Source organism: Spongiibacter taiwanensis (assembly GCF_023702635.1).
In the GTDB taxonomy this organism is placed as follows: domain Bacteria; phylum Pseudomonadota; class Gammaproteobacteria; order Pseudomonadales; family Spongiibacteraceae; genus Spongiibacter; species Spongiibacter taiwanensis.
In genome coordinates, this window is sequence record NZ_CP098455.1 from 1,274,399 (window position 1) to 1,296,415 (window position 22,017).

21 protein-coding genes are annotated in these 22,017 nt (G+C 58.9%); 6 read left to right on the top strand and 15 right to left on the bottom strand.

The genetic code is table 11. The features are described 5' to 3' along the window. Positions 1-2 precede the first annotated feature (2 nt). From NCG89_RS05945 to NCG89_RS05975, 7 genes are all read right to left on the bottom strand, one after another. On the bottom strand, positions 3-821 hold the full coding sequence (locus NCG89_RS05945) for a carbon-nitrogen hydrolase family protein (RefSeq protein ID WP_251088847.1): 819 nt from the start codon (positions 819-821) through the stop codon (positions 3-5). Beyond that, complete coding sequence (locus NCG89_RS05950) at positions 818-4,693, bottom strand: YhdP family protein (protein ID WP_251088848.1); 3,876 nt, start codon at positions 4,691-4,693, stop codon at positions 818-820. The genes NCG89_RS05945 and NCG89_RS05950 overlap by 4 nt, the downstream gene beginning before the upstream one ends. Positions 4,694-4,714: 21 nt before the next feature. Beyond that, positions 4,715-6,184 carry a ribonuclease G gene (rng, locus tag NCG89_RS05955; protein WP_251088849.1) on the bottom strand — a complete coding sequence of 490 codons (1,470 nt, stop codon included), beginning with the start codon at positions 6,182-6,184 and terminating at the stop codon, positions 4,715-4,717. After that, positions 6,177-6,782 (bottom strand): Maf family protein, encoded by a 606-nt coding sequence (locus tag NCG89_RS05960; protein ID WP_251088850.1) that lies wholly within the window; start codon positions 6,780-6,782, stop codon positions 6,177-6,179. Before NCG89_RS05960 ends, rng begins: the two co-directional genes overlap by 8 nt. Before the next feature lie 2 nt (positions 6,783-6,784). Further along, the gene (gene mreD / locus NCG89_RS05965) at positions 6,785-7,270 is read right to left on the bottom strand and encodes a rod shape-determining protein MreD (protein WP_251088851.1); all 486 of its coding nucleotides are present in this window, start codon (positions 7,268-7,270) and stop codon (positions 6,785-6,787) included. 2 nt (positions 7,271-7,272) lie between these two features. Next, on the bottom strand, positions 7,273-8,070 hold the full coding sequence (gene mreC / locus NCG89_RS05970) for a rod shape-determining protein MreC (protein ID WP_251088852.1): 798 nt from the start codon (positions 8,068-8,070) through the stop codon (positions 7,273-7,275). 80 nt (positions 8,071-8,150) lie between these two features. Further along, positions 8,151-9,188: a rod shape-determining protein gene (locus tag NCG89_RS05975; RefSeq protein ID WP_251088853.1), complete on the bottom strand. Its 1,038-nt coding sequence runs from the start codon at positions 9,186-9,188 to the stop codon at positions 8,151-8,153. A 308-nt stretch (positions 9,189-9,496) separates the two neighbouring features. Between NCG89_RS05975 and gatC the strand changes: the two genes are divergently transcribed. From gatC to NCG89_RS05995, 4 genes are read left to right on the top strand one after another with little or no spacing between them, the layout of a single operon-like run. Continuing rightward, the gene (gatC, locus tag NCG89_RS05980; protein ID WP_251088854.1) at positions 9,497-9,784 is read left to right on the top strand and encodes an Asp-tRNA(Asn)/Glu-tRNA(Gln) amidotransferase subunit GatC; all 288 of its coding nucleotides are present in this window, start codon (positions 9,497-9,499) and stop codon (positions 9,782-9,784) included. A gap of 50 nt (positions 9,785-9,834) precedes the next feature. Continuing rightward, the gene (gene gatA, locus NCG89_RS05985; RefSeq protein ID WP_251088855.1) at positions 9,835-11,289 is read left to right on the top strand and encodes an Asp-tRNA(Asn)/Glu-tRNA(Gln) amidotransferase subunit GatA; all 1,455 of its coding nucleotides are present in this window, start codon (positions 9,835-9,837) and stop codon (positions 11,287-11,289) included. 2 nt (positions 11,290-11,291) lie between these two features. Further along, positions 11,292-12,740 carry an Asp-tRNA(Asn)/Glu-tRNA(Gln) amidotransferase subunit GatB gene (gene gatB, locus NCG89_RS05990; protein ID WP_251088856.1) on the top strand — a complete coding sequence of 483 codons (1,449 nt, stop codon included), beginning with the start codon at positions 11,292-11,294 and terminating at the stop codon, positions 12,738-12,740. Positions 12,741-12,775: 35 nt separating this feature from the next. Then, positions 12,776-13,066, top strand: coding sequence for a PA4642 family protein (locus tag NCG89_RS05995; protein ID WP_251088857.1), 291 nt, complete (start codon positions 12,776-12,778; stop codon positions 13,064-13,066). A 124-nt stretch (positions 13,067-13,190) separates the two neighbouring features. Here the strand turns inward: NCG89_RS05995 and smrA are convergent, their stop codons facing one another. Further along, positions 13,191-13,775: a DNA endonuclease SmrA gene (gene smrA, locus NCG89_RS06000; RefSeq protein ID WP_251088858.1), complete on the bottom strand. Its 585-nt coding sequence runs from the start codon at positions 13,773-13,775 to the stop codon at positions 13,191-13,193. Positions 13,776-13,817: 42 nt separating this feature from the next. Here smrA and NCG89_RS16925 point away from each other — a divergent pair, with 42 nt between their 5' ends. Next, on the top strand, positions 13,818-14,066 hold the full coding sequence (locus tag NCG89_RS16925; protein ID WP_432757884.1) for a cysteine-rich CWC family protein: 249 nt from the start codon (positions 13,818-13,820) through the stop codon (positions 14,064-14,066). On the opposite strand, the gene NCG89_RS06005 is transcribed toward NCG89_RS16925, so the two are convergent. Continuing rightward, entirely contained in the window at positions 14,060-14,431 is a 372-nt protein-coding gene (locus NCG89_RS06005) for a hypothetical protein (protein WP_251088859.1), read from the bottom strand. The genes NCG89_RS16925 and NCG89_RS06005 overlap by 7 nt on opposite strands. A gap of 164 nt (positions 14,432-14,595) precedes the next feature. Here NCG89_RS06005 and cysZ point away from each other — a divergent pair, with 164 nt between their 5' ends. Beyond that, on the top strand, positions 14,596-15,339 hold the full coding sequence (gene cysZ, locus NCG89_RS06010; RefSeq protein ID WP_251088860.1) for a sulfate transporter CysZ: 744 nt from the start codon (positions 14,596-14,598) through the stop codon (positions 15,337-15,339). 40 nt (positions 15,340-15,379) lie between these two features. On the opposite strand, the gene rhlB is transcribed toward cysZ, so the two are convergent. The 6 genes from rhlB to hemA all read right to left on the bottom strand — a co-directional run bounded on the left by rhlB (position 15,380) and on the right by hemA (position 21,893). Then, positions 15,380-16,705, bottom strand: coding sequence for an ATP-dependent RNA helicase RhlB (gene rhlB, locus NCG89_RS06015; protein WP_251088861.1), 1,326 nt, complete (start codon positions 16,703-16,705; stop codon positions 15,380-15,382). Positions 16,706-16,811: 106 nt separating this feature from the next. Further along, complete coding sequence (locus NCG89_RS06020) at positions 16,812-17,489, bottom strand: HvfX family Cu-binding RiPP maturation protein (protein WP_251088862.1); 678 nt, start codon at positions 17,487-17,489, stop codon at positions 16,812-16,814. Positions 17,490-17,574: 85 nt separating this feature from the next. Continuing rightward, the gene (locus NCG89_RS06025; RefSeq protein ID WP_251088863.1) at positions 17,575-18,333 is read right to left on the bottom strand and encodes a molybdopterin-synthase adenylyltransferase MoeB; all 759 of its coding nucleotides are present in this window, start codon (positions 18,331-18,333) and stop codon (positions 17,575-17,577) included. Then, entirely contained in the window at positions 18,326-19,180 is an 855-nt protein-coding gene (gene prmC, locus NCG89_RS06030) for a peptide chain release factor N(5)-glutamine methyltransferase (RefSeq protein WP_251088864.1), read from the bottom strand. The genes NCG89_RS06025 and prmC overlap by 8 nt, the downstream gene beginning before the upstream one ends. Then, the gene (gene prfA / locus NCG89_RS06035) at positions 19,177-20,265 is read right to left on the bottom strand and encodes a peptide chain release factor 1 (RefSeq protein ID WP_251088865.1); all 1,089 of its coding nucleotides are present in this window, start codon (positions 20,263-20,265) and stop codon (positions 19,177-19,179) included. Before prfA ends, prmC begins: the two co-directional genes overlap by 4 nt. Positions 20,266-20,621: 356 nt before the next feature. Next, positions 20,622-21,893: a glutamyl-tRNA reductase gene (gene hemA, locus NCG89_RS06040; protein WP_251088866.1), complete on the bottom strand. Its 1,272-nt coding sequence runs from the start codon at positions 21,891-21,893 to the stop codon at positions 20,622-20,624. Between the last annotated feature and the right edge of the window lie 124 nt (positions 21,894-22,017).

Consider the following 22,017-nt stretch of genomic DNA (forward strand, 5'->3'; position numbering starts at 1 on the left):
CCCTAGCGAGGCAAATTGCGGCGGTGACTGGCGACCGGCATTTGCTGGCGAATGCGCTGTTGGGCCGCCGCATCAAACGCGGCGACCACCACCCCGGCGCCGAGCCCCGCCTCCGCAAGCACGGTGCCCCAGGCATCCACCACCATCGATCCACCAGAGCAGAGGCGCGTGGCGCTGTGCATGCCACCCTGATTGGCGCCGATCATCAGCGTCTGGTTCTCAATGGCCCGGGCGCGCATCAGCGGCGACCAATGGGCCCAGCCAGTGCGCCGGGTAAAGGCCGAAGGCACCGCAACGATCTCCGCCCCCTGATCCTGTAGCACCCGAAAATACTCGGGAAAGCGCAGGTCGTAACATACCGCCACACCCAGTCGACCAAACTCGGTGTCCACCACCAAAGCTGAATTTCCCGGTGCATACTGGTCCGACTCACGATAACACTGTTGAGAATCGGCCACGTCGGCATCAAACAAATGGGTCTTTTGGTATACCCCCAGCAGTTCCCCAGCGCGGGAATACACATGGCAGCAAGGTCTCACGCGGCCATCGGCGGCTGGCAGAGGCAGCGTTCCCCCCACCACCAGGACATTCAAATCAACGGCTAACTCAGCAAGAAATCGGCGCAGCCGACCACCCTCGGCTTCGGCCTGCGCAAGGGCCATCACATCCCCCCCGGCAAACAGCGCAAAGCTTTCTGGCAACACCAGCATCTGCGCCCCCTGGGCCACCGCCTGTTCGGCCAACTGCCGCGCCTCGGCAAGATTGGCAGCCACCTCCCCGGTAGACACCATTTGCAACGCCGCCACCACTACTACGCTCACCGGGTTACCCCCTGCTTGCGGCGGGAACTGGCATCGTCACCGCCAGTGGCAGACTCTACGTCAAAAATCTGCTGAAAGGTCAGCTCAGGATTGCTCAGCGTGCCGTCGATGTCGTAGACCGCGCTGGAGAAGCTGTCGACCTGTTCTTCAAATACCTTGCTTACCACATAGGCACCTGCCGCCGCGGGCAAGCCGCCGACCAATGCCGCGATCCAGGGCAAATTGCTACCAATGGGCAGGGTGGCAACCAAACGCAAATCCGGCACTTCCCGCTCCAGGTCGATATCACCGCTCATCTGAAATGCACTGGAGGGCCCCTTCACCTCCATCGGCTTACTAAAAATCAGCTGGCGATCATCCAGCACCAGCGCGCCGCGCATGCTGTCAAAGGCGATCCCACTGGAAAACACATCCCGAAAATCAAATTTCAATCGTCTGACAATATTCGCCATATTAAAGACACTGAGTAGCCGCAAGGCACCGCTGGCCGTGTCCGACACCCGGAAAAACCGACCGTCCTCGATATCAAAATTGAGCTCACCCTCGCTTGATAACAGCTGCCATTGATCGGGAGCCCCCGGCCAGCTGAGGCGGGCATCGATCGAACCCTGCTTGCTCTCGATTGCTCGGCTATACCCCCATTGCTCGAGCACGTCGCCCAAGTCGCCAAGGTCAAACTGGCCATCGAGATAGGAGCGATCACCGCGCTCGTCCCTTAGCCAGTCCAAGCGGGATGGCTGATCTCCGGCGTCGAGCTTGATACCTCGAATCCGGCCACGAAGACGATCAAAGTGGGCGCCGCGACCATCGCTGCGCAGGTCAAAGCCAACGCTGCCCCAGGGCTTTCCAGCAACGGAAAGGTCCGCTATATCCAGGTTGATCGCGGGAAAGTCACGCGGGTCGAGATCGGCCAGGCCACCACCACTCTCACCGCCCTGTTCATCGGCGAGAGAGGCCAGCGCAAGGCGATCCAAGTTCAGCACAATGGGGCTACCCGCCGCCGCTGGCAGGTGGATTTTCCCAGCCAAGTCGGGGCCCGCAAGCCGAACGTTTTTGCCCGCTGAGCCAATGTCGGCGTCGATGGTCACGTCCTGAAAGACCTGCCCCATCGCTTCCAGTGACGCCACCGCCAAACCGCTCACGCTCACCGTGAGCGCCGATGGCACCTCTTCCAGCCCAGCCGGAGATGCCGCTTGAGCCGGGTCATCGGATAAATAACGTTCCATCGCCATTTGCCACTGACTCAGCGCAGCGAAGGGAAGCTGGCCGTCAATCACCAAGCCGTTTGCCCCGGGAGCCACTTCGGCATTCGCCCCGAGCCGCAAATGGCCGCCCAGCAGCTGGCCATCGCGCAGGCGCACGCCAAGTTTGCCCGTGTCCGCCACACCCACCAGAATAGTGGTCTCACCGGGCGGATTATCCAGAGGGATGGTCACCCGGGTTTTACGTTTTTCATCGACATCCTTAAACAGGGGTTGCGGCAACATCAGGGCAAGCCCCTGCAACTCAGAAGTGAATACCAGCTGCGGCTGGTCACCCCCGGCGGTAATCCGCATATGCAGATCCGTTTCGCCATCGAGAATGTTCAGAATTTGCAGCGGTTGCCAGCGCTGCAGATCTGCAGCGCTGAGCCGGGCTCGGCCATCCACCAGCACCTCTCTGCCCCGCTGGGTCACCAGCAGGTTAACCTCCTTGTCAAATACCCTCCCCCGCAGCCCCTCACTGGCAAGCCCGGTTTCGGAGGAGTAATGCAGGCGCCCCTGAACGCCCGATACTGATAGGCGCTGATCAGTCAGGTGCAGCCGGGGAAGCTCAAGCCCCACGCGAGCATCGAATTGGGGGGCCTGCCCGGCGCTCAGGATTTGCTGCAGGTTGAAGGCCACATCGGCGCGGCCCTGCCCGGTCCAGTCGTCCAGAAAGCTGCCGATATGGCGCTGAATGGGAGTATCCAACAGCAGGCGCTTACCCTCAGCAAAGTTAAGCTTGGCCTCAGCAGCGACTGTCAAACGAGGCCGGCCCTTCGCATCTTGATCAATCTCTACCCGAGCCGTGTCAACGTTTGCATCCAGCAGGCTGGCAGCTGATGTGGTCGCGGTGAAATGATGATTATCCAGCAGCAAGCGGGCCTCACCCACCACCAGCTGCGGCCATTCCGACAGGAATTGCAATTGCCCGGCGGCAAGGTTGATCGCCAGCTGAATCGACCGACGATCCTCCTCTGCCTTGCGCAACGACCCGTGGTACAAAAACGCCGCCTCACTGGCGCGACCACTCTGCAATCCCGTGTCCAGCCATTCAAGTAAGGAGGCGTTCAGAATTTTAGGGGTGTACCAGGCATGGCGGCGAACATCCGCATCCTTAGCGCCGATCGCCAGGGTCATTGCCGGCCCCTTCGCCTCGTCGTGCTCCAGGGGAATATCCAGCGCCAGCGACGCCGTCATCGGCTGCCCCAGATGCTTGGCGTGAATTGCACCCGACTGCAGCCCGAGACGCTTATCCGCAATGTGCCAACGCAACTCGGCATTCACGTCGGCCAGCTCAAAGGGCTTGTCGTAGAGCTCGGGAAAACTCAAGGTTGCCCGCTCGGACAATACCGCAACCATCCCGCTGTCTGCGGTCAGCTCCACATAGCCATCGACACCCTCAGCGCCGGGTGCCCCCCGCCAGGGCTGCACGCTGACGGCATGCATCTCGGCCCGCATTCGAAAATCCACCGGCTGTTCTGGCGTTTCCGGTCGCTGCCAATCCAGCCGAATGCGTTTCAATGCGCCCTTGGGCGCAAGCTCCAGCAGTACCTCCTGACCGGGAAAGGGCTCCGCCTCGCTCAGCAATGCCGCCCAGGCGCCAACCGAAAATTGCGGCAGGCTCAGCCCCCAGCGATCCGGCTCCGGGTGAAACAGCGTGAGCCCCGCCAGGTCCAGGGTGTTTCCCCGCCACAGGGCATCAAAATCAGCAAAACTGATCTGCCAGTTATTGTCGGCGTGGTTGCCGACAAAGCGCATATTGACCTGCTCCAGCCGGTAGTCCGGTGCGTTCCACAGCGCCCCCACCGGCAGCGCTGGGGAGTTCAGCTCCCCTTGCAGCGTCAGGCGCTGGCCCCGCCGCCAACTCAGCCAGAGCTGTCCACTGACCTCACTGTCGACCAGCAGGGCTTCTTCCTGAAACAGTGGGGTCAGGGCCGAAAACCGACTCTGATCAATTTTGATGTAGCCGTTGCCATAGAAACCCCGGGTATCTCTGGGGTCACCGTAGGCCTCCGCCAACAGGTAAATTGCGCCCTTGGACTGGGTGTTGAGGCTGGCGAACACACGTCGAAACTCGCCATCCCCCTCCAGGGAGAAGCCCTCCAGCACAACCGATTTGTTCACGCCACTGGCGTAAAGCAGGTTCAGGGACAGCTGGTCGAAGTGGGCCGATTGGATGCCCAGCGCGGTATCGATCAACCAATTGGGGGGCGCCGTGTCACCTCCCGAAGACAAACCGGGCACCGTCCAGGTACCGTCATCGTGCTGCACCAAGTCCAGGCGGAGCTGGCGAAGCCGTATCTTGTTGAATTGCGGGCGACCCAGCAGCAAAGAGCTGAGCACATTGGCCTCTATACTGGCGGCGTCAATGTGAATCGCATCCTGGCTGCCAATGCTCAGATCACCCACCTCAATGACCGGCGCCAGACCAGACCAGCGAGCCCCAAGGCTGTCTAGAGTGACCTCCACTCCGGTGCGGGCCCGGATTTCCTCAAGAATCCACCCCCGGTACTCGCCTACCAGACCGATGTATTGCCGTCCCAAACTGGCGTACAAAGCCAGCAACACCAGCACAATCAGTGCCAGCGCCCAGGTCATCCGGTAAAGCGAACGGAAGGCCAACCTCATCGCAACTCAGACACCCCAGCCTTAAAGGAGCACCACATCGAACTGCTCCTGGGTGTACATTGCCTCTACCTGGAACTGGATACTGGCACCGATGAACTCCTCGAGATCGGCGACATTGGCCGACTCTTCATCCAGCAGCCGGTCAACCACCTCCTGAGATGCCATCACCAGCAGCCGCTTGCTTTCGTAGGCTCTGGCTTCCCGTAAAATCTCCCTGAACACTTCATAACACACCGTTTCAGGCGATTTCAGCGAGCCCCGGCCATGGCAGTAACGACAGGTTTCGCAGAGGATATGCTCCAGGGATTCCCGGGTTCGCTTGCGGGTCATTTCCACCAGCCCCAGCTCTGACACACCGGTAATGCTGGTTTTGGCGTAGTCCTTCTCCATGGCCTTTTCCAAGGCCCGCAACACCTGACGACGGTGCTCTACATCTTTCATATCGATGAAATCGATAATGATGATGCCGCCAAGGTTGCGCAGTCGCAGTTGCCGGGCCAGGGCCGCCGCGGCTTCCAGGTTGGTTTTGAAGATGGTTTCTTCCAGGTTGCGATGCCCGACAAAGGCCCCAGTGTTGATATCGATGGTAGTCATCGCTTCGGTCTGGTCAATGATCAGGTAGCCGCCAGACTTCAATTCGACTTTGCGCCCCAGGGCCTTTTGAATTTCATCCTCAACGCTGTATAGGTCGAAAATCGGCCGCTCGCCGGGGTAGTACTCCAGGCCCGCGCTGATCTCTGGCAGGTAGTCCTGGGCAAATTGGCTGACGCGCTGAAAGCTTTCCCGGGAGTCGATGCGGATTTTTTCTAAACCGGGGCGCACCAGGTCTCGCATGGTGCGCATAAATAACGGCAGGTCTTCGTAGATAATGCTCGGCGCCGGATCCCGTTTCATCCGCCGCTCAACCGCCGCCCACAGTCGCTTTAAAAATGCCACATCCGAGGCCAGCTCGTCTTCACCAATTCCCTCGGCGACGGTGCGGATAATATAGCCATCTTTCAGTGGCGCACCTTCATCACCCTGACCCGCCAGGTTTTCCACCAGCGCGCGCAAGCGCAGACGTTCTTGCTCATCGTCGATGCGATGAGACACGCCAATATGCGCAGCCCCCGGCATAAAGACCAGAAACCGGGAAGAAACCGACAACCGTGTTGTCAAGCGAGCCCCTTTTGTCCCCATCGGGTCTTTGGTCACCTGCACGGTCAGCAACTGACCTTCACGCACTTTGCTGCGAATATCTGCATGCTCGCCACTGGCGGTATCCAGGGCGGCGACGTCCGACGCGTGAATAAAGGCCGTGCGCTCCAAGCCGATATCAACAAAGGCGGCCTGCATCCCCGGCAACACCCGAACCACCTTGCCCTGGTAGATATTGCCAACTATGCCTTTGGAGCGACTGCGTTCGATATACACCTCTTGCAGCACGCCGTTTTCAACGGTGGCAACCCGGGTCTCCACGGGAGTCACGTTAATTAATATCTCTTCACTCATCGCCCGACTCTTGTCTCGCCCCGTGGTCCATCAGCCCCCACTCCCGCAGCTTGGCAGCTACCTCATACAGCGGCAAACCGACCACCGAAGAGTAACTACCTGATATCCCGCTGACAAACTGGGCGGCCCAACCTTGAATTCCGTACGCGCCTGCCTTGTCATCGGCCTCACCGGTGGCGAGGTAGGCCTGAATCTGGGCTTCGCCAATCGGCCCAAAGGTCACCTCGGTGGTGACCAGAAAGCGCTCACTGCGCGCCTGTTTGCCCAGCGCCACCCCGGTCATGACCTGATGGCTACGACCCGCCAGACGCCGCAGCATATTGGCCGCATCGATCCGGTCTACAGGTTTACCCAAAATCTGCCCATCGACCACCACCGCGGTATCCGCCGCCAGCACGATGTCATCGGGCCCGGCCGAGTTACAGGCCAGCGCCTTTTCCCGCGCGACCCGCAGCACGTACGCTGCCGCATCCTCATTGGCCAGAGGCGTCTCATCGACATGACTCGGGCGCGGTTCGGCGTCAATCCCAATTTGCGCCAGCAAGGCCAAGCGCCGCGGCGACTGGGAAGCCAACACCAAACGAGGAGAAGATGACACGATCAATTCACTCCCGCCAGCCGCTGAAACCAGGCCAGAACGGGTCTGGCAAGCAGCCAGGCCAGGGCGGTGGAGAGCACTGGCAGAAATACCAACCAATGAAACTGTGTCCCGCCGTTCAAGCCTTGGGACCATTGATTAATCAACACATGGAACAGGCTGAGCCCCGCAATCAAGCCAGCCTGCTTGACCAGGGTGAACATGCGTAAGCGCTGATAAGACACCTGCAGAATGTAGGCAATCACCGCCAGTGCAAAGGCATGCTGACCAAGCACGTCACCCATCAATATATCGAGCAGAAAACCGCACAGCCAGGCCACAATCACACCCACCCGCTCCGGCAAGACCAGCACCCAATAGGCCAGCACAACCAGCAGGTAGTCAGGTCGCGCCCAGGCAAAACCGCCATCGAGGGGGACAATACTCAGCAGCAGGGCTGCCAACAGAGACAGGATGATAAACCAGGTGCCGTGGCCATGGGGATCCATCACTATTCCCCATCGGTGCTCTGACGATCGCTAAACACCAGCAACACGTTACGGCTGCGGTCTAACTCAGCCAGAGGTTTGGCAGTGACTTCGGCAAAGGGTTTGCCTGGGTCCACCGACACGGAAGTGACTTCGCCCACCGGATAGCCCGCAGGAAAACGGCCACCCAGACCGGAACTGACCAGCAAGTCTCCCACCTGGATATCAGTGGTGGCAGCAACATGGGTCAGGGTTAATTGATTGATCAGGCCCGTGCCTTCGGCAATGGCCCGCAAGCCATTGCGACTGACCCGCACCGGCAGCGCGTGGGCACTATCGGTCAGCAGCAAAACCCGGCTGCTCATGGCGCCAACTTCGGTTATCTGACCGACCAGGCCGTGGGCATCAATCACCGGCTGCCCGACATAGGCACCGTCGCGGCTGCCCTTGTCGACCACCAGTTTTTGCCGGTTGGGATCGGTAGCGACCCCGATTACCTCGGTGACCACCACGGTATCACTGAGACGCTCGGCCGAATTCATCAGCTCGCGCAGACGCACGTTCTCCGCCCGCAGCTCAACGAATTTTTGCAGTTTGGCATTGAGGATCAGCGCCTCAGCTTTGAGTCGCTCATTTTCAGCGAGCAATTCACTGCGGCTGCTCAACATGCCACTGAATTGCTCACTGAGGCGGCTGGGCACGTCTACCAGCCAATAGAAGGGCGCGGTCACTACCGACAATTGACCGCGCAGTTGCTGAGAAATCTCCAGCCGATGACCCAGCAGGATCAAGGCTAGCGCCAAGCCACCGAATATCAGCAATCGCGATCCTACCGAGGAGGAGGACCGATTAGAGAAAACCGGTTTAATTGCGGCCTCCGCTAGCGTTGGGTTGCACCCGTTTACTCAGCAGACAGTATATCGAGATGATGGCGATCAATCATTTCCAGCGCCTTACCACCGCCCCTTGCCACACAGGATAGCGGATCTTCGGCGATAATGACTGGCAAGGCACTTTCATCGGCCAACAGTTGATCGATTCCCCGCAACAGCGCACCACCACCCGTCAGCACAATGCCAGTCTCGGCGATATCGGCTGCCAGTTCCGGTGGTGATTGCTCCAGCGCGCGTTTCACGCCCTGAATGATCACCTGCAGCGGCTCCTGCAATGCCTCGAGGATTTCATCACTATTGAGCGTGAACCGACGGGGAATCCCCTCGGCCAGGTTGCGGCCCCGTACATCAATTTCGCGCAGCTCGGCGCCGGGGTAGGCACAACCAATTTCCTGCTTGATTCGCTCGGCAGTGGCATCGCCAATCAAGCTGCCATAGGTGCGGCGAACATGGGTGACAATGGCTTCGTCAAAGCGATCACCGCCCACGCGCACCGAATCGGAGTACACCACACCATTAAGCGAAATGATGGCAATCTCGGTGGTACCGCCGCCGATATCAACCACCATGGAACCCGCCGCCTCTTCAACTCTCAGCCCGGCACCAATGGCAGCAGCCATGGGTTCCTCAATCAGGCGCACTTCCCGCGCGCCAGCGCTGAGCACTGACTCACGAATCGCGCGACGTTCTACCTGGGTGCTCTTACAGGGCACACTGACCCAAACCCGAGGGCTTGGTCGAATAAAACTGTTCTGATGCACCAGCTTAATAAAATGCTGAAGCATTTTTTCAGTCACCTGAAAGTCGGCGATAACACCATCTTTAAGGGGACGAATGGCGGTGATATTGCCCGGTGTCCGACCCAGCATCCGCTTGGCCTCGATACCTACCGCCTCGATGGTTTTCTGACCATTGTGAACGCGAATCGCCACTACCGAGGGCTCATCCAGGACAATGCCCTGGCCGCGAACATAAATAAGTGTGTTTGCCGTTCCCAGATCAATAGACAGATCGTTGGAGAACATGCCCCTGATACGTTTAAGCATGAGCGAATATCACCTTGTACAGCCCCGTTCTGGGCAGGGCTAGGCTGGCTGAACCCGAGCGTTTTCGCGGCCTCCGACTGACCTGCAGGGCCCAGAATTAAAAACTTTGCCACTCTATCAATGGCAGGGATTTAGGGCAAGGCGCAAATGTGATAAGTTTAGCGGCTTGCACAAGCAAGCGGCGATTCTGCTGCTCTCCGGCAGCCCCTTCCCTGCAATGCGCCGCCGGTCACAATTAACGTTCAAGCAAAGTTAAAGACAGAAAGGCCCAACCGTGATTTGCCACGGACATGGACCCAAGGTGAAAGATGACTATTGAGCAATCCGATATTGCCAAGCTAGCCCGGCTGGCGCGCATCGATATTTCCGAAAATCACAGCGCAGAACTGAGCCAACGCATCGGCGACATTCTTAGTATGGTGGACACCATGCAGGCGGTGAATACCGACAATATCGAGCCGATGGCCAACCCCCACGATGCCACTCAGCGACTGCGCCCGGACCTGGTGACCGAAGAAAACCAGCGGGATCGTTTTCAGGCAATCGCCCCACAAACAGAAGACGGCCTGTATCTGGTTCCCCAGGTAATCGAGTAACCCGCCGCAAGCGCATCCCCGTTCACGCCGAATAATGAGTTTGATAGCCCATGCCCCATTTCACGGTTAGCGACATTCTTGCCGGACTGGCCGACAAGGCCTACTCCAGCGAAGAGCTTACCCAGCAGTATCTGAAGGATATCGCCGAGCGCGACCCCTTGATCAACAGCTACATTACCGTCACCGCCGACAGCGCGCTGGCTCAGGCCCGCCTCGCCGATGAGGCGCGCAGCAAAGGCAATACCGGCCTACTGACCGGTGTTCCACTGGCCCACAAGGATATTTTCTGCACCGAGGGCGTTCGCACCAGCTGCGCGTCGAAAATGCTGGATAATTTCATCTCCCCCTACAACGCCACCCTGGTCGACAAAATGGCCGCCCAGGGCGCGGTGATGCTCGGCAAGACCAATCTGGACGAGTTCGCCATGGGCTCATCCAACGAAACCAGTTATTACGGCCCGGTGCGCAACCCCTGGCAAACCGAGTGCGTTCCCGGCGGCAGCTCGGGCGGTTCTGCCGCCGCCGTTGCGGCTGGCTTGGCAGCGGCGGCAACCGGCACCGACACCGGCGGTTCCATCCGCCAACCGGCGGCACTGTGCGGCATTACCGGCCTGAAGCCCACCTATGGCCGGGTTTCCCGCTACGGCATGATCGCCTTCGCCTCCAGCCTGGACCAGGCGGGCCCAATGGCCAGAACCGCCGAGGACTGCGCCCTGCTTCTGCAGGCAATGGCGGGCTTCGACCAACGCGACAGCACCAGCATGGATTTGGCGGTACCCGATTTTCGCAGTGCGCTGACGCAAGATCTCAGCGGCCTCAGAATTGGCATCCCCAAAGAATACTTCAGCAAAGGCCTCGACCCGGAAATCCAGGCCAGCGTCGAAACCGCACTGCGCGAGTACGAAGCCATGGGCGCCACGCTAAAGGAAATCAGCCTACCCCACACCGAGCTGGCCGTGCCTTGTTACTACGTGATCGCTCCGGCAGAAGCCTCCAGCAACCTGTCCCGCTTCGATGGCGTCCGCTACGGTTATCGCTGTGACAACCCCAAAGACCTGAATGATCTCTACAGCCGCAGCCGGGCCGAAGGCTTTGGCGAAGAGGTGCAACGCCGCATCCTGGTGGGTACCTATGCCCTTTCAGCCGGTTTTTACGACGCCTACTACCGCAAGGCTCAGAAAATTCGCCGCCTGATCAAGCAGGATTTCAGCGAGGCCTTTAAAGAAGTAGACCTGATCGCGGGGCCGACAACACCCAACCCCGCCTTCGCCCTGGGCGAAAAAACCGGCGACCCAGTGACCATGTACCTGGAAGACATTTACACCATTGCCGTCAATCTCGCCGGCTTGCCCGCCATGTCACTGCCTGCAGGATTCACCCATGGCAAGCCCGTCGGCCTGCAGCTTATTGGCCAGGACTTTGATGAGGGCCGCCTGCTGGCAGCCGCGCACCAGTATCAACTGCGCAGCGATTGGCACACACGGCAACCGGGCCAGGAGGGATAAACATGCAGTGGGAAACCGTGATCGGCCTGGAAATTCACGTCCAGCTCAACACCAAATCAAAAATCTTTTCCGGCTCCAGCACTGCCTTCGGCGCGGCGCCCAACACTCAGGCTAGCGCCGTTGATCTCGCCCTGCCGGGCACGCTGCCGGTGCTCAATGAGCAAGCAGTAAAAGACGCCATTCTGTTCGGCCTGGCCATCGACGCTGACATCTGTCGCGCATCGGTGTTTGAGCGGAAGAATTACTTCTATCCCGACCTGCCCAAGGGCTACCAGACCAGCCAAATGGATCACCCGATTGTCGGGCCCGGTGTGGTCGAGATCGCACTGGAGGACGGCAGCAAGCGGCAAATTCGCGTCCACCACGCTCACCTCGAAGAGGATGCCGGCAAATCACTCCATGAAGACTTCTCCGGCATGAGCGGAATCGATTTGAACCGGGCCGGCACCCCGCTCATCGAGATCGTCTCGGAGCCCGATATGCGCAGTGCCGAGGAAGCCGTGGCCTACCTCCGCAAGATTCACTCCATCATTACCTATCTGGGCATCTCTGATGGCGATATGTCTCAAGGTTCGATGCGCTGCGATGCCAACGTCTCGGTGCGCCTCAAGGGTGAGGAGAAACTTGGTACTCGGGCCGAACTGAAAAACATCAACTCCTTCCGCTTTGTCGAACGCGCGATCAAAGTCGAGGCCCAGCGGCAAATTGATCTGCTTGAGGACGGCGGCACCGTTGTTCAGGAAACCCGCCTCTACGACAGCGATAAGAACGAAACCCGCTCCATGCGCAGCAAGGAAGAAGCCAACGACTATCGCTACTTCCCCTGCCCCGACTTATTGCCGGTTCATATTGAAGATGCGCTGATTAAACAATTGCGCGGTGACATGCCCGAGCTGCCCGATGCCAAGCGCGCTCGCTTTGAAAGCCAGTACGGCCTGTCGGCTTACGACGCCGCCCTGCTGACCGGCGAGCGCGCGGTGGCGGACTATTTCGAGCAAGTCGCCGCCGCGGCTGGCGACGCGAAGCTGGCCGCCAACTGGGTCAATGTTGAATTATCCGCCGCCCTCAACCGTGATGATCTGCACTTATCGGCCAGCCCGGTCAGCGCCGAGCAGCTCGGCGGCTTGATTGCACGGATTATCGACGACACCATTTCCGGCAAAATCGCCAAGCAGGTCTTTGACGCCCTGTGGGCCGGCGAGGGCACCAGCGCCGATGAGGTAATCGAGAAGAAAGGCCTGAAGCAAGTTTCGGATACCGGCGCCCTGGAAGCCATGATCGACGAGATCATTGCCAGCAGCCCCGCTCAGGTGGAACAATTCCGCGCCGCCGACGAAGGTAAGCGCAAAAAGCTGATTGGCTATTTTGTCGGCCAGGTAATGAAGGTCTCCAAAGGCCAGGCCAACCCAGGCATGGTTAACAAACTGCTCAACGAAAAGCTGTTGGGTTAATCCAGCCACACTGAATACAACAAGGTTTTACAGCAATGGCAAAAGACAAAGAAAAGGTACTTGACGAGGTTTGGACTGAAGACCGGGTTCGGGAGTTTTTGAGCGTGGAAGCCAAAGCCGGCACCAACCCCGACTTTCACAAACTGCTCAAGGCCTATCAAAGCATGCGCGCCGACGATTTCGAGTTGTTCATCGGCATGTTTCTCGAGTCGGGCGGTGATATCAACGCAACCGACAAAGCGGGTCGCAGCGTGTTGAGCTACGCCAAAGAGCACCGTAACTCCGCCGACTTTGTGACAGCGCTGGAAAAGAACGGCGCCGCGTAAGGCTATGGGGAGACGCAGAACGCAGAACGCAGAACGCAGCTTAGTGTTGCCGCCGGCCGGGCAGGGTCAAGCCTTTGCGTCTCCCGTCTCCCGTCCAGCGTTAATCATCCAGCGCTTTCCGAAATCAGACCGTTGACCGCCCCCGGCTAAATCGATCCCGATTCTCCTGCTTTTTGCGCTCACTCTTGCGCAGCAGCACATATACCGCCCCGGCGCCGCCATGCTGGGGCTGAGCACTGCAAAACCCCTGCACCGCTTCCAGCTCCGGCAGCCAGTGATTAATGTAGGATTTCAGCACCGCACCGCCTTCCCGATTGTGAAACCCCCGGCCGTGAACAATCATCACCGTCCGCAAGTCCATGGCCATGGCATCACGAATGAAATTGAACACCTGTTGCCCGGCCTGCTCGACGGTCATTTTATGTAAATCAAGCCGCGCCTCGATATCGTAGCGCCCCTGCTTGAGCTTGCGAAATACGCCGTGTTGCAAACCGTCCCGCCGGAACTCCAACAGGTAGTAGGGATCGAGGATCGGGATATCACTGGTGCTGAAACCGTGCTGGGGGCCACTTTTGGCCTGAGCCGCATCGCGCCGGGCCTCAGCGCTGAGCTTGCTGATTTCGCCGCGCTTGAGGGCAACGCGCACGTCGTTGACCAAGGGTTTCACCCCGGCCATCTCTGCGGCAAACAAATCATCCTCGGGGTTCATCTCAGCCCTCCCGCCAGCGCGTAAAACCGGTATTATCCCCCGATGAAACCGCAAAATCCAAACGCTTACTGCCCCCTGTGCCAAGGGCAAAACCACTGCGCGATCGCCGCAGGACTGCCCGCCGGTAACTGCTGGTGCATGGACACCCCAATTAGCCCCGCCGCCAGAGAGGCGGCCCACCTTCATGGTGAGGGCGACCGCTGCCTCTGCTCACGCTGCGGCGCAGAAATACCGACCCAGTATTCGAGCCAGGCAAGTCATTCAGATCAACCAAACGACCCGGATCAATAGCCCTCGGCCAGCTCCTGATAGCGGTCGCACTCAGGGGTTATGCTGTCATCGCTTTCTTCAATCTCCTGACAGCTCATGGCCTGCATGGATTTCACACAAGCCAGCGCTGGCTGATACAACGAATGGGCCTGAGCCGCCGCGCCAAAGCGCGCCTGCAGACCGACGCAGGCCATATCGAGCTGCTGGGTGATCATCATTTTCATCTCAGGCGCCATCTCCGCCTCAGCCATACTGTCGAGGGTGCATTGCTTCATTTTTTCGCACAGAGCGGTGACCTCATCGCCCAAATCATCGGCATGGGCTGCCACGCTAGTGAGTAAAACCGCTAAAAAGCTTGCCGCCGTGATCTTTATCGCTTGTTTCATCTGCATCCTCTGCAATTAATGTTTTCATGCCCTGGGGTTTGCACCACTCCTGGTGAGCGACACGTTCAATTGGGAACCCGATCATACGATGCCCCCACCGCCCTTGGAAGCCGCAATCTCGCCACGTAAACTTGAGCCTCCCAGACTAACAGGCAGTTACCCCCATGGCACAAACCAAACACGCTGGCCCCGCTTACTTGATGGAAGGATTCAAGCTGATTCGGGAGCCCGGCCTGCGCTTGTTTGTGCTCATTCCGTTGTCGATCAACATCTTGATCTTCGGCTTTTTCATGACCTTTACCCTGGGCAAATTCTCCGATTGGATCGATCAGGCCATGCTATGGCTGCCCACTTGGCTGGATTTTTTGCGTTGGATTCTCTGGCCTTTGGCGGTGATCCTGGTGCTGGCGGTGGTGATGTACATTTTCAGCAGCGTCGCCAATTTCATCGCAGCGCCTTTTAACGGCCTGCTCGCAGAGAAAGTGGAAGAACGCCTCACCGGCGAAGAGGTCGCCGGTCGGGAAACCTTGCTGCAAGCACTGGCCAGCTTCCCCCGCAGCCTGGGCCGGGAATGCCACAAACTGGCGTACTACCTGTTGTTTGCCGTGCTGACCTTAGTTGCCAGCTTTATTATCTCGCCACTGGCGCCCGTGCTGTGGTTTTGCCTGAATGCCTGGATGATGGCAGTGGAATACGGTGACTACCCGATGGACAACCACAAGCTTAGCTTTGCCGAGGCCCGCCGTAGACTGGGCCGCCAGCGGGCGACCAGCTTCAGTTTCGGTGCAGTGGTGATGCTGGGCACCATGGTGCCCATTCTGAATTTGATCATCATGCCCGCCGCTGTCTGCGGCGGAACCAAGATGTGGGTAGAAAGAATGAAGAGTGACCGCCTGACCGCGCCCTAACGGTCGCGCGACAGGCGACCGCCACGCCGTCAGGCAAACATTATCCCAGCAATTCTTCGGGGGGTTGCTCGCAGTTGAGCTTCATACCCAGCTCCGCCTCAATGGCAGGCAGTAAGAAAGCATCGTCTTCGCAGGCAAAACTGATGGACGTCCCCGTCGCACCGGCCCGCCCGGTACGACCGATCCGGTGAACGTAGTCCTCGGGCTCTTCGGGCAGCGTGTAATTCACCACATGGCTAACGCCGTCCACGTGAATACCCCGGCCCGCCACGTCGGTGGCAACCAGGCACGCAATTTCGCCGTCTTTGAATTGCTGCAAGGTCCGGCTGCGTTTGTTCTGAGGGATTTCACCCGAGAGAATGCCGCACTTGATACCGGATTTGCACAGCCGCTCAAACAGGCGCCGGGTCTCATCACGCCGGTTAGCAAATACGATCACCGACTTGGCATCCTTCTGCTGCACGATGTTGCGCAGCACTTTGAATTTGTCCTGGGACTCAACCAGATAAACCTTCTGGTCAACGGTATCGGTGGCAACAGATTCCGGTTCGATTTCCACCCGCACCGGGTCGAGGGTCCACTGCTCGGTCAGGCGGATAATATCTTCGGTAAAGGTGGCACTGAACAGCAGGGTTTGGCGATGGGTCTTTTTCGGGGTAGAACGAACGATGCGCTTCACCTGGGGGATAAAGCCCATATCAAGCATCCGATCGGCCTCATCAATCACCAACAGTTCAACCTGATCCAGGTAGATATCCCGGCGATTCTCAAAATCCAACAGGCGCCCCGGTGTGGCAACCACAATATCCACCAGGTCTGAAGCGAGTCGGTCCAGCTGCTTCTGGTAATCCATACCGCCGATCAGGGTCACCACATTCAGGCCACAGTGTTTGCCCAGCTGGCGAGCGTCGTCGCCAATCTGCACCACCAGCTCCCGGGTCGGCGCAATGATCAATGCCCGGGGCTCGCCCGCGTAGCGCTCCTCTTCAATGGGGTTGGCCAATAGGTCGTTAAAAATTGTGATCAAAAAGGCGGCAGTCTTACCGGTACCGGTCTGGGCTTTGCCGATCACATCGTTACCCCGCAGGGTGTGCGGCAGGGAGGCAGCCTGAATAGGCGAGCAATATTTAAAGCCCGCGTCGGCAATCCCGTGCATCAGACGCTCGTCCAAGTCCAGGTCGTGAAAGCGAGTTTTGCCGGCCTCCTCAGGCACCTCAAACTGGGCGACACTCCAGGGCGCACCGCCACTGGCTTTGTTGCCGCGACCGCGACGGTTTCGCTGGGAGGAGGATTTTCTGCCTGAGTTGGCAGTATTTTCCGGCGCCCCGTTCTCCTGGGGCGCGGCATTTTCTGATGGGTTGGACACTTGTGACTCAGACTTGCTTAGCAAAATTCAGCTCGACTCAATTGATCAATAATCGCGCATTCTATCACTAACCCATGGTGGGGTTACCAGCGCAAAGTTCGCCGGCTTACGCTTCGGCAGTCTCGGGTTTGCTGGCAGCAACCCGTCGCGCATGGCGATCCAGATAATAGTCCAGACTGAACCAACGCCCCGCGCCAGTAAAAAACAGGCTGAGCAGCATAATAAAGTAGGTCGCGGCGAACTCGATGCCGTTATTGAGAATAACGAAACTGCCCTTTTCAGTTAACCAGTCGTAGTGGCCGTGTTCCTTGAGGATGCTCCGCCCCATCTCCAGCCGCCGGGCAACCTCAACAGAATTATTCAGACTTTCTTTGGCCGCAGGAATCCCCATGTCTGCCAGCGGTTTGGCTGCACTGGTAGCCGGATCAGATGGCGCAATGGCAAACCAGCCGTGCTCCCAATGTACGGTGATCGCGGCAACCAGCATGGTCACCATCAAAGGGATGCTGGCCCAGCGTACCGCCAGGCCGAACAGCAGTAAAAAGCCGCCCACCAGCTCGGTGTAAGTGGCTAACACCGCCATTACATCGGGGTAGGGAAGACCCAAACCCTTATCGAACCAGCTGATGATGCTATCGAGGTTTTGCAGTTTATGCATGCCAGCCACAATCATGACCGGTGCCAGATAAAGCCGCATTAACAGTGGCGCCAGGCCACTCAATTTACCAAACAGCCCGAACAGGCCATCGTGCACGAAATAGTAAGCCCGGTAGATTAGCCCCATCGTGATTCCCCATTTGCATTATTGTTTTAGGCCGCGGGCAAGCGCGGTGCAGGGACGTTATGCCACGCAAAGGGGTGAATGTAAACTAGCGTACCAATTCACTCCTGCCGCAGACGGGGCAGTCCGGGTCTTTACTCAAACCCAATTCACGGAACTGGCAAGCCAGGCCATCAAACAGCACCAGCCTGCCGCACAGGCTCTGGCCGGTCTGGGTCAGGCACTTGATTACCTCCAGCGCCTGCAGACTTCCGATGACACCCACCACCGGCGCCAGCACCCCGCTCTCCGAACAATTCAAGTTACTGTCGTCGGCATCGTGGTATAGGCAGCGGTAACAGGGCGAATCGGCACGACGAAAATCGTAGACGCTCAACTGCCCTTCACTGCGGATCGCCGCGCCAGAGACCAGCGGTTTGGCCGCCGCAAAACAGGCCTGATTGACCGCGAACCGGGTGGCGAGGTTATCACTGGCATCGACCACCAGATCCACCGCAGAGACTGCGGCCGTGAGCGTTTGCCCCTCGAGGCGCGCTGGTAGAACAACAACCCGGGTACCGGGGTTTAACGCCGCCACCCGCTCGGCGGCCGATTCGGTCTTGGCCTGACCGATTGCAGCGGTATGGTGGGCAATTTGGCGCTGTAGATTGCTCAGATCGACCGTATCGTCGTCGGCCAGATGGAGCTCGCCAACCCCGGCTGCGGCAAGATACAGCGCCACCGGCGAGCCCAGCCCGCCAAGGCCGACAATCAAGACCTTGCTGGCCAGCAACTTCTCCTGGCCCGCCACATCGATTTCCGGCAGCAGAATATGCCGACTGTAGCGCAGCAGCTGTTCATCATTCATTGGGCCACACTCCCCAGCTCACCCGGTCGTGGCCGGCAATATCCTGGCAACAACCAAGATCAACGTAGCCGTGCTGAGCAAGCAGGGCGGCAACCGCAGCCCCCTGGGCAAAGCCGTGCTCCAGCATTAGCACGCCCCCAGGCACCAGGACACCGGGCGCCTCGGCAATAATTTGCCGAATATCGTCGAGACCGTCCGCCCCGGCCACCAGGGCGGAGCGCGGCTCAAAGCGCACATCGCCCTGTTCCAGATGAGGGTCATCAGCCTCGATATAAGGCGGATTGCTCACGACAAGATCGAATGGGCCGGTGACGGCACTAAACCAGTGGGATTGCACAAACTGGACATTCTCTAATTCCAGCGTTTGGCGGTTTTCTTCAGCCAGGGCCACGGCCTCAGGCACCCGGTCGCAACCCAGCACGCTCCAATCGGGCAGTTCGCAGGCCAGAGCAAGGGCGATGGCACCCGTGCCGGTGCCCAGATCCAAAATCCGGCCACTGGGGCGCTCGCCAGCCCAGGCAAGGGCCTGTTCCACCAGAGTTTCGGTATCTGGCCGGGGAATCAGGCTGACCGGGCTGACTTTGAGCGGCAGTGACCAGAACTCCCGCTGCCCCAAAATGTGAGCCACTGGCTCGCCCGTCTTTCGGCGGGCCAGCATGGCATAAAAGGCGCTCTGTTGATCTTCGGTCAGCAGCTTTTCCGGCCAGGTATATAAATAGCTGCGCGGTTTATCCAGGCAGTGGCAAAGCAGCAGCGCCACATCCACTAGCGGCGAATCGCTGACATCTGCCAGCTGTTGCTGACAGGCCAGGGCGCTGTGAATTGTCAGTGAGCTGGCATTGCTCATGAGGCGGCGGACAGCTCTGACAAGAGATCGGCCTGATATTCCTGTCGCAGGGGCTGGATAATTTGATCCACGTCCCCGGCAACCACCTCATCGAGCTTATAGAGGGTCAAATTGATACGGTGATCTGTCACCCGTCCCTGGGGAAAGTTGTAGGTCCGGATGCGCTCGGAGCGATCACCACTGCCCACCAGGTTGCGCCGTTGATCCGCCTGCACCTGTTGCTGCTCGGCCTGACGGGCGTCGTTTAATCTGGCCGCCAGCAGCGACATCGCCCGGGCGCGGTTCTTGTGCTGGGAGCGCTCATCCTGACACTCCACCACCAAACCACTGGGAATATGGGTGATGCGAATCGCCGAGTCGGTTTTGTTAACGTGCTGGCCACCGGCGCCACTGGCCCGAAAGGTATCGATGCGCAGATCCGCTTTGTTAATCTCAATCTCGTCCTCGTTCTCGGGCTCGGGCATGATCGCCACGGTACAGGCAGAAGTGTGAATTCGCCCCTGGGACTCGGTCTCTGGAACCCGCTGCACGCGATGGGCGCCGGACTCAAACTTCAAGTTGCCGTACACATCCTGACCAGCTACCCGGCTGATGATTTCCTTATAGCCACCGTGCTCGCCGTGGCGCTCACTGAGCACCTCGATTTTCCAGCCCCGGGTTTCGGCGTAGCGGCTGTACATGCGAAACAGGTCACCGGCAAAGATAGCGGCCTCATCACCCCCGGTGCCGGCGCGAATTTCCAAAAACACGTTGTGGGAGTCGTTGGGGTCTTTGGGCAGCAACAGGGTCTGCAACTCCAGTTCTAAGGCTGCCAGGCGCTCTTTGGACTCAGCCAACTCATCCGCCGCCATGGCGCGCAGATCCGGATCATCCTCGTCGAGCAATGCCGTCGCCTCGGCCATATCCGACTTCAGCTGGCGGTAGCGGCCGTAGGCACCGACCACCTCTTCAAGCTCAGCGTACTCCTTGGACAAGCTGCGGAAACGCTCCTGGTCGGCAATGATTTCTGCGTCGCTGAGCAACGCAGAAACCTCTTCGTAACGGTCGCTCAAATTGTCCAATTTGCTGACAATCGATGCTTTCATAGAGTTCTCATCTTCTGGGTGTTCGGGTGATATATGCCTGCCGGAATTGGGTCGACGGGCCAGGGTCTGTTCACACTAATTGAATTGCACCTGCTGGCGGTCATTTTTGCCTCCAGCTAGGCGGAGGAAGCGCAGTTTGGTTATTCCAAATAAGCGACCGAGAACGACGCTGGGGGCAAAAATGGCTCCAGCGGAACGCCGCCCGGCCCTTCGGGTTGTGGCTAAAAATCCACCACTCGTCGTCATTCCTCGTTCATTTGGAATAACCAAACCTCTCTCCTCATTCCCGCGCGGCGTCCGCTAGATTGGCGAATTTTTAGCCACAACAGGCGTAATCCAATTAGTGTGAACAGGCCCTAAGACTCTGGATCTTTCAACTGAAATAGCTCTCGCGCCCAGCTAATCAGGTCATTGCGCCCCTTGGCGCCCGCCTCCTTCAACTGGGTGGTGGGACTGTGGAGTAATTTATTGGTAAGCCCCCGAGCCAGTTGCTCGAGAACGGCCTCCGCGCTGTCGCCTTTGGCCAGCTGCCGCAGCGCCCGGTCAAGCTCGGCATCGCGCAGCTGTTCCGCTTTGGCGCGGTAATCCTTGACGGTACTGATCGCGTCCATCGCTCGCAGCTGGGCATCCCAGCTGGCCGCCGCGGCGACGATTATGTCGTCGGCTTTCAGCGCCTCACTCTCGCGGGCGCGCTTGTTCTCGTCAACAATCTGACGCAGGTCATCCACGGTGTACAGGTAAACATCCGAGAGTTCGGCCACCTGGGGCTCAATATCCCGAGGGACAGCAATGTCCACCATCACCATCGGCCGGTGCTTGCGTTTTTTCAGCGCTGACTCCACCGCACCCTTGCCCAGAATGGGCAACTGGCTGGCAGTGGAGGCGACCACGATATCCGACTGGGGCAGATACTGGGGAATATCGGCCAGCATGACCGCCTCTGCGCCCAGCTCCTCCGCCAGGTGGCGGGCTCGCTCCAGGGTGCGATTGGCAATCACAATATTTTTGATGCCCTTCTCTTTCAGGTGACGAGCAACCAGCTCAATGGTCTCGCCCGCGCCGATCAACAGTGCGCTGCACTGACTGAGCTTGGCAAACACATGCTGGGTCAGATTCACCGCGGCAAAGGCCACCGACACCGGGTTTTCGCCAATGGCGGTATCGGTACGCACCCGCTTGGCAACCGAGAACACCTGGGCAAACACCCGATGCAGGCCACCGTTAGCCGTGCCCGCCTCCACCGCCTGGGCGTAGGCCGACTTCATTTGCCCCAGAATTTGAGGCTCTCCCAACACCATGGAGTCGAGCCCGGCGGCCACCCGCATCATGTGTTCGAGGGCGGCCCTATCGGAAAAACCGTAGGTGCTTTGGGCCAGCTCCGGTGCGGGAACGTGGTGATAGTCTGCCAGCCATTGGGTGAGCTGCTGAACGCTACCCTCCGCCGACTCACCTGCCACCGCGTAGAGCTCAGTGCGATTACAAGTCGACAGAATAGCCATTTCATTTACCCCGGCGCGACCCAGGGCGTCCCGAAGGGCAAGCTCCATCTGCTCAGGCACAAAAGCCACGCGCTCGCGCACTTCGACCGAGGCCGAATTGTGGTTAATGCCGATCACTAGCAGATTCATTAAACCCCGAGCCACCCGCTGGCCCTGCACAGGACGTTAAAAACAGCGGGCAATTCTAGCAAGTTGCCGTAGAAAAGTGGATTTTATTAGCACGAACCCCCACGGAGACCACCTCAATCGAATT

Coding starts and splice junctions, on each gene's coding strand:
- NCG89_RS05950 (WP_251088848.1), bottom strand. CDS start 4,693: ATGAGGTTGGCCTTCCGTTCGCTTTACCGGATGACCTGGGCGCTGGCA.
- rng (WP_251088849.1), bottom strand. CDS start 6,184: ATGAGTGAAGAGATATTAATTAACGTGACTCCCGTGGAGACCCGGGTT.
- mreD (WP_251088851.1), bottom strand. CDS start 7,270: ATGGATCCCCATGGCCACGGCACCTGGTTTATCATCCTGTCTCTGTTG.
- NCG89_RS05975 (WP_251088853.1), bottom strand. CDS start 9,188: ATGCTTAAACGTATCAGGGGCATGTTCTCCAACGATCTGTCTATTGAT.
- gatC (WP_251088854.1), top strand. CDS start 9,497: ATGACTATTGAGCAATCCGATATTGCCAAGCTAGCCCGGCTGGCGCGC.
- gatA (WP_251088855.1), top strand. CDS start 9,835: ATGCCCCATTTCACGGTTAGCGACATTCTTGCCGGACTGGCCGACAAG.
- gatB (WP_251088856.1), top strand. CDS start 11,292: ATGCAGTGGGAAACCGTGATCGGCCTGGAAATTCACGTCCAGCTCAAC.
- NCG89_RS05995 (WP_251088857.1), top strand. CDS start 12,776: ATGGCAAAAGACAAAGAAAAGGTACTTGACGAGGTTTGGACTGAAGAC.
- smrA (WP_251088858.1), bottom strand. CDS start 13,775: ATGAACCCCGAGGATGATTTGTTTGCCGCAGAGATGGCCGGGGTGAAA.
- NCG89_RS16925 (WP_432757884.1), top strand. CDS start 13,818: ATGAAACCGCAAAATCCAAACGCTTACTGCCCCCTGTGCCAAGGGCAA.
- NCG89_RS06005 (WP_251088859.1), bottom strand. CDS start 14,431: ATGAAACAAGCGATAAAGATCACGGCGGCAAGCTTTTTAGCGGTTTTA.
- cysZ (WP_251088860.1), top strand. CDS start 14,596: ATGGCACAAACCAAACACGCTGGCCCCGCTTACTTGATGGAAGGATTC.
- NCG89_RS06020 (WP_251088862.1), bottom strand. CDS start 17,489: ATGGGGCTAATCTACCGGGCTTACTATTTCGTGCACGATGGCCTGTTC.
- NCG89_RS06025 (WP_251088863.1), bottom strand. CDS start 18,333: ATGAATGATGAACAGCTGCTGCGCTACAGTCGGCATATTCTGCTGCCG.
- prmC (WP_251088864.1), bottom strand. CDS start 19,180: ATGAGCAATGCCAGCTCACTGACAATTCACAGCGCCCTGGCCTGTCAG.
- prfA (WP_251088865.1), bottom strand. CDS start 20,265: ATGAAAGCATCGATTGTCAGCAAATTGGACAATTTGAGCGACCGTTAC.
- hemA (WP_251088866.1), bottom strand. CDS start 21,893: ATGAATCTGCTAGTGATCGGCATTAACCACAATTCGGCCTCGGTCGAA.